Origin of the sequence: Pseudomonas sp. OA65 (assembly GCF_017498305.1) — a bacterium.
Lineage (GTDB): Bacteria > Pseudomonadota > Gammaproteobacteria > Pseudomonadales > Pseudomonadaceae > Aquipseudomonas > Aquipseudomonas zanjanensis.
Map to the genome: position 1 here is coordinate 60922 of NZ_JAGDEZ010000022.1, position 13566 is coordinate 74487.

9 protein-coding genes are annotated in these 13566 nt (G+C 62.6%); 4 read left to right on the forward strand and 5 right to left on the reverse strand.

The window, feature by feature from the left end:
* Positions 1-4: 4 nt before the first annotated feature.
* Entirely contained in the window at positions 5-349 is a 345-nt protein-coding gene (locus J3361_RS18845; RefSeq protein ID WP_186705268.1) for a YggL family protein, read from the forward strand.
* Between the two features lie 162 nt (positions 350-511).
* Here J3361_RS18845 and J3361_RS18850 read toward each other — a convergent pair whose 3' ends face one another.
* Positions 512-1702: a benzoate/H(+) symporter BenE family transporter gene (locus tag J3361_RS18850; protein ID WP_207965847.1), complete on the reverse strand. Its 1191-nt coding sequence runs from the start codon at positions 1700-1702 to the stop codon at positions 512-514.
* Positions 1703-2069: 367 nt separating this feature from the next.
* Here J3361_RS18850 and J3361_RS18855 point away from each other — a divergent pair, with 367 nt between their 5' ends.
* Entirely contained in the window at positions 2070-2834 is a 765-nt protein-coding gene (locus tag J3361_RS18855; RefSeq protein WP_003183531.1) for a GntR family transcriptional regulator, read from the forward strand.
* 131 nt (positions 2835-2965) lie between these two features.
* Here the strand turns inward: J3361_RS18855 and guaD are convergent, their stop codons facing one another.
* The 4 genes from guaD to xdhA form a co-directional block, all read right to left on the reverse strand.
* The gene (guaD, locus tag J3361_RS18860) at positions 2966-4270 is read right to left on the reverse strand and encodes a guanine deaminase (RefSeq protein WP_207965848.1); all 1305 of its coding nucleotides are present in this window, start codon (positions 4268-4270) and stop codon (positions 2966-2968) included.
* Between the two features lie 20 nt (positions 4271-4290).
* Complete coding sequence (gene xdhC / locus J3361_RS18865; protein ID WP_207965849.1) at positions 4291-5127, reverse strand: xanthine dehydrogenase accessory protein XdhC; 837 nt, start codon at positions 5125-5127, stop codon at positions 4291-4293.
* Positions 5128-5249: 122 nt separating this feature from the next.
* Positions 5250-7649: a xanthine dehydrogenase molybdopterin binding subunit gene (xdhB, locus tag J3361_RS18870; protein ID WP_207965850.1), complete on the reverse strand. Its 2400-nt coding sequence runs from the start codon at positions 7647-7649 to the stop codon at positions 5250-5252.
* Positions 7642-9096, reverse strand: a complete 1455-nt coding sequence (gene xdhA / locus J3361_RS18875) for a xanthine dehydrogenase small subunit (RefSeq protein ID WP_207965851.1) — start codon at positions 9094-9096, stop codon at positions 7642-7644. The genes xdhB and xdhA overlap by 8 nt, the downstream gene beginning before the upstream one ends.
* 305 nt (positions 9097-9401) lie before the next feature.
* Here xdhA and J3361_RS18880 point away from each other — a divergent pair, with 305 nt between their 5' ends.
* Both J3361_RS18880 and smc read left to right on the forward strand, forming a co-directional pair.
* Positions 9402-10061, forward strand: a complete 660-nt coding sequence (locus tag J3361_RS18880; protein WP_207965852.1) for a GntR family transcriptional regulator — start codon at positions 9402-9404, stop codon at positions 10059-10061.
* A gap of 1 nt (position 10062) precedes the next feature.
* A complete protein-coding gene (gene smc, locus J3361_RS18885) occupies positions 10063-13551 on the forward strand; it encodes a chromosome segregation protein SMC (RefSeq protein ID WP_207965853.1) in 3489 nt (1162 codons plus the stop codon).
* The last annotated feature ends 15 nt before the right edge of the window (positions 13552-13566 follow it).

Genomic DNA, 13566 nt, shown 5'->3' on the forward strand with positions numbered 1-13566 from the left:
TCCAATGGCGACTAACCGTTCCCAGCGTCTGCGCAAAAAGCTGTGCGTGGATGAATTTCAAGAGCTGGGTTTCGAACTGAACCTGGATTTCAAAGAAGATCTGGCCGATGAGGCTATTGACGCTTTCCTCGACGCTTTCCTGAAAGAAGCCATGGAAGCCAATGGCCTGGGCTACGTCGGCGGTGACGACTACGGTCTGGTTTGCCTGCAGAAGCGTGGTTCGGTCACCGAAGAGCAGCGCGCTGCCGTTGAAGCCTGGCTCAAGGCCCGTCCTGAGCTGACCAGCGTTGAAGTCAGCCCGTTGCTGGACGTGTGGTACCCGGAAAAGCCGATCAATCCGGTCGCTTGATGGTCAGAAACCGGCAGCCCTTTTGGGTGCCGGTTTTTTTGTGCCTGTCATTTATGTGTTGCTTGCCAGGCAGCCTTCGCGAGCAAGCCCGCTCCCACAGTGGATATGTGTCGCTCACATCGCCTCTGTGGGAGCGGGCTTGCTCGCGAAGCTTTTAAGCTCTCAGGCGCTACGCCAGTTCAGGATCAGTAAGGTCAACACTCCCGCCACAATCCCCCAGAACGCCGAACCGATGGAGAACAGCGTCAGCCCCGACGCCGTGACCATGAAGGTGATCAGCGCCGCTTCGCGCTCCTTGACTTCGCTCATGGCGATGCTCAAGCCATTGATGATCGAGCCGAACAGCGCCAGGGCCGCGATGGACAACACCAGTTCCTTGGGCAGCGCCGCGAACAACGCCGCCAGCGTCGCGCCGAACACCCCGGCAATGCCGTAGAAAATCCCGCACCAGACCGCCGCCGTGTAGCGCTTGTTGCGATCCTCGTGGGCGTGGGGCCCGGTGCAGATGGCCGCGCTGATGGCTGCCAGGTTGATGCCATGGGAGCCGAACGGCGCCAGCAGCAGCGAGGCGATGCCGGTGCTGGTGATCAGCGGCGAAGCCGGCACGTCGTAGCCGTCGGCCCGCAACACGGCGATGCCGGGCATGTTCTGCGAGGTCATCGCGACCACGAACAGCGGAATGCCGATGCTGATGGTGGCCGCCAGGGAAAAGTGCGGCGTGGTCCAGACCGGTGTCGCGACCTCCAGGGCAAAGCCGCTGAAGTCCAACAGCCCCATCAGGCCCGACAGCGCCGTGCCGATCAGCAGTGCCGCGAGCACCGCGTAGCGCGGCGACAGGCGCTTGACGATCAGGTAAGTGAAGAACATCCCCAGCACCAGGCCGGTGCGATGCTGGGTGGCGACGAAGATCTCGCTGCCGATCTTGAACAGGATCCCCGCCAGCAACGCCGCCGCCAGCGAGGCCGGAATGCGCTTGACCAGGCGCTCGAAACTGCCGGTCAGGCCGCAGATCGTCACCAGCACCGCGCAGGTGATATAGGCACCGATGGCCTCGCCATAACTCACACCGCCCAGGCTGGTGATCAGCAGCGCGGCGCCGGGTGTCGACCAGGCGATGGTGATCGGCGTGCGATAGCGCAGCGACAACCCGATGGAGCACACCGCCATGCCGATGGAGATCGCCCAGATCCACGAGGAAATCTGCCCGCTGGTCAGCCCCGCGGCCTGTCCGGCCTGGAACATCAGCACCAGGGAGCTGGTGTAGCCGGTCATCATCGCGATGAACCCGGCGACGATGGCCGAAGGCGAGGTGTCGGCCAATGGACGAAGTGGCGTGGTCGTGACTTCGGTCATGGTGGGCGGTGGTCCTTGTTGTAGATTGTCTGGACTCGGGCGAGCCATTGCTTTTGTGGCGAGGGAGCTTGCTCCCGCTCGGCCGTGGAGCGGTCGTCATGCATCCTGTTGGAGATCTGAACGAATGCGGGGGATTGCTTCGCAATCCAGCGGGAGCAAGCTCCCTCGCCACCAAACCGAGGTTTAAGCCTAAACTCAACCCCATCATCGATTGCAATACAGCCATGCCCGCAAACAGCCGTACAGTCGTGTTGCCATCAGAGGTTGTGTACAATCGGGCTGTTTTTTACGCGATACTTGCCAGCGACCCGCTGTGCCGTATTACAGTCACGGTCAATTCGCCGCAGTTCTCCCGACTCGAGTGCCCATGAACGAACAGTTGCAGCCCCTCAAGAAACAACCGCGAGCTGGTAAAGCCGGCCGCAGCGGAACCCAGGACGATATTGTCTATGCGCACATCTTCGAGGCCATCCTCGAGCAACGCCTGGCGCCCGGTACCAAATTGAGCGAAGAGGCGCTGGGGGAGATTTTCGGGGTCAGCCGCACGATCATCCGCCGGGCCTTGTCCCGCCTGGCCCACGAAGGCGTGGTATTGCTGCGGCCCAATCGCGGTGCCGTGGTGGCGAGCCCGAGTGTCGAAGAGGCCCGCCAGGTGTTCATGGCCCGGCGCCTGGTGGAAAGGGCGATCACCGAACTGGCGGTGCAGCACGCCACGGCTGAACAATTGGCTGAGCTACGCCAAATGGTCAGCGACGAGCGCGACAGTTTTTCCCGTGGCGACCGTGGTGCGGGCATCCGTTTGTCGGGCGAGTTCCACCTCAAGCTGGCCGAAGCGGCGAAGAATGCCCCGCTGATCAGTTTCCAGCGCAGCCTCGTGTCCCAGACGTCGCTGATCATCGCCCAGTACGAAAGCGGCAACCGTTCCCACTGTTCCTACGACGAACACACCCAGTTGATCGATGCCATCGAGGCGCGCGATGCCACGCTGGCCGTGGACCTGATGATGCATCACATGGACCACATCGACAGCAAGCTCAACCTCGACGAGGAAAGCGCGTCGGATGACTTGCATGCGGTGTTTTCGCATTTGTTGCAGAGCAAGAAGCCTGGGCGGTCGACGGCCAAGCTCTGAGGGTGGAATCAGTCATACCGAGTCGCCTTCATCGCGAGCAGGCTCGCTCCCACAGGGGATTTGTGTCGTTCACAACAACCCATGTGGGAGCGAGCCTGCTCGCGATTGGCGGTGTGACAGGCGAATGAACTCTACCGCTGATGCACCAACCGACCGGCCGCATAGGTCTGCGCCACCGTCCGATCATCCCCCAGCGTCATCAACACGAACAACCGTTCGGCAATGTCCTTGGCCTGTTTGAGGCGATAGCTCAAGAGCGGCGTGGCGTTGTAGTCCAACACCAGGAAGTCCGCGTCCGTCCCCGGCTGCAACGTCCCGATCTTGTCCTCCAGGCGCAGGGCCCGGGCGCCGCCGAGGGTGGCCAGGTACAGCGACTTGAACGGGCTCAGCCGCGCACCTTGCAATTGCATCACCTTGTAGGCTTCGTTCAGGGTGTGCAGCAGCGAAAAACTGGTGCCGCCACCCACGTCGGTGCCCAATCCCACGTTCACTTTATGTTTCTCAGCCATCGGCAGGTTGAACAGGCCGCTGCCGAGGAAAAAGTTCGAGGTCGGACAGAAGGCGATGGCCGAGCCGGTCTCGGCCAGCCGCGCGCATTCGTCGTCGCACAGGTGCACGCCGTGGGCGAACACCGAGCGCTCGCCGAGCAGTTGGTAGTGATCGTAGACGTCCAGGTAGCCCTTGCGCTCCGGGAACAATTCCTTGACCCACTGCACTTCCTGCAGGTTCTCGCTGATGTGAGTCTGCATGTACAAGTCGGGGTATTCCCCCAGCAACTGACCGGCCAGGGTCAGTTGTTCCGGGGTGCTGGTGGGAGCGAAGCGCGGGGTCACGGCGTAGTGCAGCCGGCCCTTGCCGTGCCAGCGCTCGATCAGTGCCTTGCTCTCGGTGTAGCTGGATTCGGCAGTGTCGACCAGGTAGTCCGGGGCGTTGCGGTCCATCATCACTTTGCCGGCGATCATCCGCAGATCAAGCTTCTGGGCCACTTCAAAAAACGAATTCACCGATTGCGGGTGCACGCTGCCAAACACCAGTGCGGTGGTGGTGCCGTTGCGCAGCAACTCCTTGACGAAAATATCGGCCACGGCATCGGCGTGGGCCTTGTCGGCGAACTGGCTTTCGCAGGGGAAGGTGTAGGTGTTGAGCCAGTCCAGCAATTGCTCGCCATAGGCGCCGACCATGCCGGTCTGCGGCAGGTGGATGTGGGTGTCGATCAAACCGGGGGTGATCAGTGCGTCCGGGTAATGGGCGATGTCGATGTCCGCCGCCAGGGTCGGCAACAGGTCATGGGCGTGGCCGATGGCGCTGATCTGGCCGTTCTCCACCACCAGCAGTCCGTCTTCGAAATATTCATAGGACGCTTCGATACCCACTTCGGCCGGATCGGCGAGGCTGTGGAGCAGGGCGGCGCGGAAGGCTTTGCGTGTCAGGGGCATGGTCTGTCTCGATAAAGGGATTAACGCTGGCTGCGGCGCGAAGCTGGCAGCAACTTGGCAATGGGTTCGGCGCGCGAGGTGTGCTGGCCGAAATCGGCGTTATAGGTGGCGATGATTTCGCCGGCGATGGAGATGGCGATTTCCACAGGCAACTTGCCTTTGACTTCGCCGATACCCATCGGGCAACGCATGCGTTGCAAGGTGCTGCTATCAAAACCACGATCACGCAGGCGATGCTCGAACTTGACCCGCTTGGTCTTCGAACCGATCAGGCCGAAGTAGGCAAAGTCGTTGCGCTTGAGGATCGCGGCGCTCAGCTCCAGGTCGAGCTGATGGTTGTGGGTCATGACGATGCAGTAGCTGCCGGCGGGCAATTCATCGACTTCATCCAATGGCTCTTCGGTGACGATCTTGCGCACACCATGGGGCAGGTGTTCGGGGAACTCCGCTTCCCGCGAGTCGATCCAGCGCACCTTGCAGGGCAGGCTTGCCAACAGCGGCACCAAGGCGCGGCCGACATGGCCGGCACCGAACACGGCGATCTGCGCCTGGACCTGGCCCATGGGTTCGAACAGCAGCACGGTGACGCCGCCGCAGCATTGGCCCAGGCTCGCACCGAGGCTAAAACGCTCCAGATGGGTGTTCTGCTGGCCGCTGGCGAGTATGTGCCGGGCGATCTCCATGGCCTTGTATTCCAGGTGTCCGCCACCGATGGTGTCGAACGTCTGGCTGGCGCTGATGACCATTTTCGAGCCGGCGTTGCGCGGGGTGGAGCCGAGTTCTTCGATGATCGTTACCAGCACGCAGGGTTCGCCGCGGGTTTGCAGGTCGGCGAGGGCGCTGATCCAGTTGTACATATTCACCTCGACATCTCTGTTGTCTGTTCGGCCGCTATCGCGAGCAGGCTCGCTCCCACAGGGGATTTGTGAACACCGACCCAATGTGGGAGCGAGCCTGCTCGCGATAGCCGCGCCGCGGATTAAAGCGAAGCCGCTTCGGGTTCAGCTTCCTCAGCCTTGACTGCCTTCAACCCACGCATCTGCTCACACCCCCACAACACCCGCTCCGGCGTCGCCGGAGCATCGATGTTGGGTTGCTGCCGGTAATCCCCCAGGCTCGCCACGGCGTCCTTGATGGCGCACCACGCGGCGATGCCGAGCATGAACGGCGGCTCGCCCACGGCTTTTGAGTGGAACACCGTGTCTTCGGGGTTCTTGCGGTTTTCCACCAGCTTGACCCGCAGGTCCAGCGGCATATCGGCCACGGCGGGAATCTTGTAGCTGGCCGGGCCATTGGTCATCAGCTTGCCCTTGTCATTCCACACCAGCTCTTCCATGGTCAGCCAGCCCATGCCCTGGATGAAACCGCCTTCGACCTGGCCGATGTCGATGGCCGGGTTCAGCGAGGCGCCGACATCGTGGAGGATGTCGGTGCGCAGCATCTTGTACTCGCCGGTGAGGGTGTCGACGATCACCTCGGCACACGCCGCGCCATAGGCGTAGTAGTAGAACGGCCGACCACGGGCCTGGCTGCGGTCGTAGTAGATTTTCGGGGTCTTGTAGAAGCCAGTGCTGGACAGCGAGACCTGGGCGAAATACGCCTGCTGTACCAATGCTTCGAAGGTCAGGATGTGATCGCGCACCCGCACATGGCCGTTGTGGAATTCCACGTCCTCTTCGCTGGCCTTGTACTGGCGCGCGGCGAACTCCACCAGGCGCCGCTTGATGGTTTCGGCGGCATTCTGCGCGGCCTTGCCGTTCAGGTCGGCGCCGCTGGAGGCCGCGGTGGGCGAGGTGTTCGGCACCTTGTCAGTATTGGTCGCGGTGATCTGCACGCGGTCCATTTCCACCTGGAACACCTCGGCCACCACCTGGGCGACCTTGGTGTTCAGGCCCTGGCCCATTTCGGTGCCGCCGTGATTGAGGTGGATGCTGCCGTCGGTGTAGACGTGAATCAGCGCCCCGGCCTGGTTGAGGAAGCTGGCAGTGAACGAAATGCCGAACTTGACCGGGGTCAGCGCCAGGCCCTTTTTCAGGATCGGGCTGCCTGCGTTGTAACGACGGATCGCTTCACGGCGCTCGGCGTACTGGCTGCTTTCTTCAAGCTCTGCGGTCATTTCCTCGAGCATGTTGTGCTCGACGGTCTGGTAGTAGTGGGTGACGTTGCGTTCTGTCTTGCCGTAGTAGTTGGCCTTGCGCACCGCCAGCGGATCGAGCCCCAGGTGTCGGGCGATGGCGTCCATCACTTCTTCGATGGCGACCATGCCCTGCGGCCCGCCGAACCCCCGGTAGGCGGTGTTCGACGCGGTGTTGGTCTTGCAGCGGTGGCCGTTGATGGTCGCATCACCCAAGTAGTAGGCGTTGTCGGCATGGAACATCGCCCGGTCGACGATCGAGGCCGACAGGTCCGGCGAGCAACCGCAGTTGCCGGCCAGTTCCAGGGCGATGCCGTGCAAGCGCCCGCGACTGTCGAAGCCGACGTCGTATTCGATGTAGAAGGGGTGGCGCTTGCCGGTCATCAGCATGTCTTCGACCCGGGGCAGGCGCATCTTCGTGGGTTGGCCGGTAAGGTGCGCGATGACCGCGCACAGGCACGCAGGGCTTGCGGCCTGGGTTTCCTTGCCGCCGAAACCGCCGCCCATGCGGCGCATGTCCACCACGACTTTGTTCATCGACACGCCCAGCACTTCGGCCACCAGTTTCTGCACTTCGGTGGGGTTCTGGGTCGAGCAGTAGACGAGCATGCCGCCGTCTTCGGTGGGCATCACCGAGGAAATCTGGGTTTCCAGGTAAAAATGTTCCTGGCCGCCGATGTGCAGCGAGCCCTGGATGCGATGCTCGGCGCTCGCCAGTGCCGTGGCCGAATCGCCGCGCTGGTGGGTGTGGCTGTCGAGCACGAAGTGCCGCTTGCGCAGGGCCTCGACCACGTCCAGTACCGGCTCCAGGTCTTCGTATTCGATGATTGCGGCCATGGCCGCCTTGCGTGCCGTCTCAAGATCCTTGGCGGCGACGGCCAGCACCGGTTGGCCGACGAACTGCACGTCATCGATCGCCAGCAACGGGTCGCCGGGCAGCAGCGGGCCGATGTCCTTCAGGCCGGGGATGTCTTGGTGGGTGATGGCGATGCGCACGCCTTCGAAGGCGTAGCAGGGCGTGGTATCGATGCGCAGGATGCGGGCGTGGGCGCGGTCCGACAGCCGGGCATAGACGTGCAACTGGTTCGGGAATTCCAGACGATCATCGATGTACTGGGCCTCGCCGGATACGTGCTTGGCGGCGCTGTCATGCTTGACGCTGCGGCCCACGCCCGTGGTGAGGTCGCGGGCGAACAGCTCGGCCAGTTCGGCTTGGGTCTTCTCTACGGCGTGATGGTTAGACATAAGCGGTCACCCGAGTCTCGATGTGCGGCGTTTGCAGTTCGATGAAGTATTTGCGCAACAGGTTGCGGGCGCTGAGCAGGCGGTATTCCTTGCTGGCGCGGAAGTCCGACAGCGGCGTGAAGTCCTCGGCCAGGGCGGCGCAGGCGCGTTCGACGGTGCTGTCGGTCCACGGCGCCCCGATCAAGGCGGCTTCACAATGCTTGGCGCGCTTCGGTGTCGCGGCCATGCCGCCGAAGGCCACGCGGGCGTCGCGGACCACACCGTTGTCGATGCGCAGGTTGAAGGCCGCGCACACGGCGGAAATATCATCGTCCAGGCGCTTGGACACCTTGTAGGCGCGGAACGCCTGTTCGGCACTGGCCAGCGGCACGATGATCTTTTCGATGAATTCGCTTTCCTGCCGTGCGGTGACCCGGTAGTCGATGAAATAGTCTTCCAGGGCCAGGGTGCGGCGGGTCTGGCCCTTGCACAGCACGATCTGCGCGCCGAGGGCGATCAACAGCGGTGGCGAGTCGCCAATGGGTGAGGCGTTGCCGATGTTGCCGCCCAAGGTCCCTTGGTTGCGGATCTGCAGCGAGGCGAAGCGTTGCAACAGTTCGCCGAAGTCCGGGTACTCGGCTTTCAGGGCCTCGTAGCAATCGGAGAGGGCGGTGGCGGCGCCGATCTCCAGGCGATCGTCGAAGCGCTCGATGCGCTTGAGTTCGGCGACGTTGCCCACGTAGATCATCACCGGCAGGGTGCGATGAAATTGCGTGACTTCCAAGGCCAGGTCCGTGCCGCCAGCCAGTAGGCGCGCCTGGGGATAGGCGTCGTAGAGTTCGGCCAGGTCGGCCACGGTCAGCGGCACCAGGCAGCGTTTGTCGCCGCTGTTGAGTTCACCGGTCTCGGTGGGAGCGATGGCTTTGAGACGGGCGATGGTTTCGGCCTCGCGGGCGTCGAACTGGTCCGGCTGCTTGCTGCAGCAGGCCTGCTCGGCAGCGGCCAGGATCGGCCGATAGCCGGTGCAACGGCAGAGGTTGCCGGCCAGGGCTTCGTGGGCTTTATGGGCGTCGGGTTGTTCGCTGTTTTTTTGCAGGGCGAACAGCGACATGACGAAGCCCGGTGTGCAGAAACCGCATTGCGAACCGTGGCAATCGACCATCGCTTGCTGAACGCTGTGCAGTTGACCCTGGTGCTTGAGGTCCTCGACGCTGATCAGTTGCTTGCCGTGCAGGGACGAGACGAAGGTCAGGCACGCGTTGAGGCTGCGGTAGCGAATGCGTTCGCGGCCATCCGCCTCTGTTTCCAATTCGCCCACCACCACGGTACACGCGCCGCAGTCGCCGCTGGCGCAGCCTTCTTTGGTGCCGGGTTTACCAACGTGTTCGCGCAAATAGTTGAGCACGGTCAGGTTCGGGTCCAGGGCGTGCTCGCTACGGAGTTCCTGGTTGAGTAAAAACTGGATCACGGAAGGCCTCGCAGACTCATTATTGTTGTATCGACGTGAGCCTGAATTTAGCAGGTCTGACTTTTCGGTCAACGATTTTCTGACTTGGAGGTCAGAAAATCAGCTGCAAGCTGCAAGCTGCAAGCTGCAAGTCAGAAGCTCAAAACTCAAAGCTTGAAGCTCAAAGCTTGAAGCTCAAAGCTTGAAGCTTGAAGCTGCTTTTTTACTACCATCATGCCAAAAACCCGCTGCAGGCCCTGCGCCATGACGTATCGAGTGCGCTACACTGCGCCGCTTGTGCAAATCGAAGAGTTTGAAGGACAACCATGACGTTCAAGGCCCCGGACAGCCTCGCCGAGCAAATCGCCCATCACCTCGCCGAACGCATCATTCGTGGCGAAATGAAACCGGGAGAGCGCATCCAGGAGCAGAAGGTCACGCTGGCGCTCAACGTCAGCCGCGGCTCGGTCCGCGAGGCCTTGCTGATTCTGGAGCGACGCCATTTGATCGCGATCCTGCCGCGCCGTGGCGCCCACGTCACCGAACTCACCGAGCACAAGGTGCGCAGCCTCTGCACGCTGATGAGCGAGCTGTACATCCTGTTGGGCAACGCCGTGGCCCATGGCTGGAAAGAACAGGCCGACATGGCGCCGTTCGTCGCGATCCAGCAGCGTCTCAACGATGCCTACGCGCGCCAGGACATCCGCACCTTCGTCGATGAAAGCTTCAGCGTGATGCGTGCCGCCTATCCCTTTGCCAACAATCCGTATCTGCAGGAAACCGTCGAGAACCTGCAACCGGCCATGAGCCGTGCCTATTTCCTGGCCCTGGACCAGCGCAAGGCGGAAATGAGCGAATTCCTCGACCTCTTCCAGCGCTTGCTCGCCGCCGTGCTGGCCCGTGATTTGCCGCAGATCCGCATCGTGCTCACGGCCTACGCCCAGCGCAGTTGCGAGCTGGTGGTCGCTGCCCTGACGGCGGCCTGACGTGCGGCTCAAGTGCATCAAGTTGGCGGGGTTCAAATCCTTCGTCGACCCGACCACAGTGAACTTCCCCAGTAACATGGCGGCGGTGGTCGGGCCCAATGGTTGCGGCAAGTCGAACATCATCGACGCCGTGCGCTGGGTGATGGGCGAAAGCTCGGCGAAGAACCTGCGCGGCGAGTCGATGACCGACGTCATCTTCAACGGCTCCACCAGTCGCAAACCGGTGAGCCAGGCCAGTATCGAATTGGTATTCGACAACTCCGACGGCACCTTGGTGGGCGAGTACGCGGCCTATGCGGAAATCTCCATTCGCCGCAAAGTGACCCGCGACAGTCAGAACAGCTATTTCCTCAACGGCGCCAAGTGCCGCCGCCGTGACATCACCGACATTTTCCTCGGCACTGGCCTGGGCCCGCGCAGCTACTCGATCATCGAACAAGGCATGATCTCCAAGTTGATCGAGGCCAAGCCCGAAGACCTGCGCAACTTCATCGAAGAAGCCGCCGGCATTTCCAAATACAAGGAGCGCCGCCGCGAGACCGAAAACCGCATTCGTCGCACCCACGAAAACCTGGCGCGCCTGACCGATCTGCGCGAAGAACTCGAACGCCAGCTCGAACGCCTGCACCGTCAGGCCGAGGCCGCGAAGAAGTACCAGGAATACAAGGGCGAGGAGCGCCAGCTCAAGGCCCAACTGTCGGCCTTGCGCTGGCAGGCGCTGAACGAGCAGGTCGGCCAGCGCGAAGCAATCATCGGCAACCAGGAAGTCAGCTTCGAAGCCCTGGTGGCCGAGCAGCGCAACGCCGACGCGGCCATCGAGCGCCTGCGCGACGGCCACCATGACCTGTCCGAGCGCTTCAATCTGGTGCAAGGGCGCTTCTATTCCGTGGGGGGCGACATCGCTCGGGTCGAGCAGAGCATCCAGCATGGTCAGCAGCGGCTGCGGCAGTTGCAGGATGATTTGAAAGAGGCCGAGCGGGCGCGTCTGGAAACCGAATCGCACCTGGGTCATGACCGCACGTTGCTGTTGACCCTCGGCGAAGAGCTGGACAGGCTGACGCCGGAGCAGGAAATCACCAGCGCCGCCGCCGAAGAGGCCGCCGCAGCCCTGGAAGAAGCCGAGCTGACCATGCATGGCTGGCAAGAGCAGTGGGACAGTTTCAACCTGACGTCGGCCGAGCCGCGGCGCCAGGCAGAAGTCCAGCAGTCGCGCATCCAGCAGTTGGAAACCAGCATGGAGCGCCTGGCCGAACGCCAGCGCCGCCTGTCCGAAGAGCGCGCCTTGCTCGCCGCGGATCCGGAAGACGCCGCGATTCTGGAACTGAGCGAGCAACTGGCGACCAGCGAAGCCACCCTCGAAGACTTGCAGGCCAGCGAAGACGCCCAGGTCGAGCGCCTTGAACAACTGCGCCAGGCTTTGCAACTGGCCTTGCAGAACCAGCAACAGGCCCAGGGCGAATTGCAGCGGCTCAATGGGCGGCTGGCCTCGCTGGAGGCCTTGCAGCAAGCGGCGCTGGACCCAGGCACGGGTACGGCTGAATGGCTGCGCGACCAGCACCTGGCCGAGCGTCCGCGCCTGGCCGAGGGCCTGAAGGTCGATGCTGGCTGGGAACTGGCGGTGGAAACCGTGCTCGGCGCCGACCTGCAAGCGGTGCTGGTGGATGACTTCGTTGGCTTCGACCTGTCGGGCTTCACTCAAGGCGATCTGCGTCTGCTCAGCCCGGCCGGCGATGGCGTGCGGAGCCCCGGCAGCTTGCTTGATAAGGTCGAGGCCCAGGTCGACCTGTCGCCCTGGCTCGGGCAGGTCAAGCCGGTGGACAGCCTTGAGCAGGCCTTGGCTCTGCGCGGGCAGTTGGCGGCCGGCGAAAGCCTGATCAGTCGTGACGGGTATTGGGTTGGCCGGCATTTCCTGCGGGTGCGTCGAGCCAGCGAAGCCGAGAGCGGCATGCTCGCCCGCGGCCAGGAAATACAACGCCTGGGCGCCGAGCGCGAAGAGCGCGAGGCCAGCGTCGAAGCCCTGGAAACCGAATTGCAAAACCTGCGGGCGCAACAGCGTCAACAGGAAAACGGCCGCGAGCACCTGCGGCGGCTGTTGCAGGATGAAGCGCGCCAGCAGGGCGAGCTCAAGGCGCAGTTGTCGGCCGGCAAGGCCAAGGTCGAACAACTGGCGCTGCGCCGCACCCGCCTGGAAGAAGAAATCGCCGAACTGGGCGAGCAGCGGGCCCTGGAGCACGAACAGCTCGGCGAGGCGCGCTTGCAACTGCAAGAAGCCCTCGATGCCATGGCGCTGGACACCGAGCAGCGCGAATTGCTGCTGGCCCAGCGTGACAGCTTGCGCGAGCGCCTGGACCGGGTGCGCCAGGAAGCACGCCAGCACAAAGATCACGCCCATCAATTGGCGGTGCGCCTGGGCTCGCTCAGAGCCCAGCACGATTCCACGCGCCAGGCCTTGGAGCGCCTGGAAATGCAGTCCGAGCGCCTGACCGAAAAGCGCGAGCAGTTGAGCCTCAATCTGGAGGAGGGCGAAGCGCCGCTGGAAGAGCTGCGTCTCAAGCTTGAAGAGTTGCTCGACAAGCGCCTGAGTGTCGATGAAGAGCTCAAGACGGCGCAGATCGCCTTGGAGGACGCCGACCGCGAATTGCGCGATGCTGAAAAGCGCCGTAGCCAGGCCGAGCAGCAATCGCAACTGATCCGTGGCCAGATGGAACAGCAGCGCATGGAGTGGCAAGCCCTGACGGTGCGGCGCAAAGCCTTGCAGGACCAGTTGCTGGAAGACGGCTACGACCTCGACGGCGTGCTCGCCACCCTGGTGGCCGGGGCAAACGAGAAGGACGCCGAGGAAGAGCTGGAGCGCATTGCCCAGCGCATCCAACGACTGGGGGCCATCAACCTGGCGGCCATCGACGAGTACCAGCAGCAGTCCGAGCGCAAGCGCTACCTGGACGCCCAGAACGACGATCTGGTGGAAGCGCTGGAGACCCTGGAAAACGTCATCCGCAAGATCGACAAGGAAACCCGCAACCGCTTCAAGGATACCTTTGATCAGATCAACGGCGGTTTGCAGGCCCTTTTTCCAAAAGTTTTCGGTGGCGGCAGCGCCTACTTGGAACTGACGGGCGAAGATTTACTCGATACAGGGGTGACAATCATGGCGCGTCCTCCTGGCAAGAAGAACAGCACCATCCATTTGCTCTCCGGCGGCGAAAAGGCGCTGACCGCGCTGGCCCTGGTCTTTGCCATCTTCAAATTGAACCCGGCGCCGTTCTGCATGCTCGACGAGGTCGACGCGCCGCTGGACGACGCCAACGTAGGCCGTTACGCACGGCTGGTGAAAGAAATGTCTGAAACGGTGCAGTTCATCTACATCACCCACAACAAGATCGCCATGGAAATGGCCGATCAGTTGATGGGAGTGACCATGCATGAGCCGGGCTGTTCGCGACTGGTGGCGGTGGATGTGGAGGAGGCCATGGCCATGGTGGACAGTTAGTTGCGAGCTTCAAGC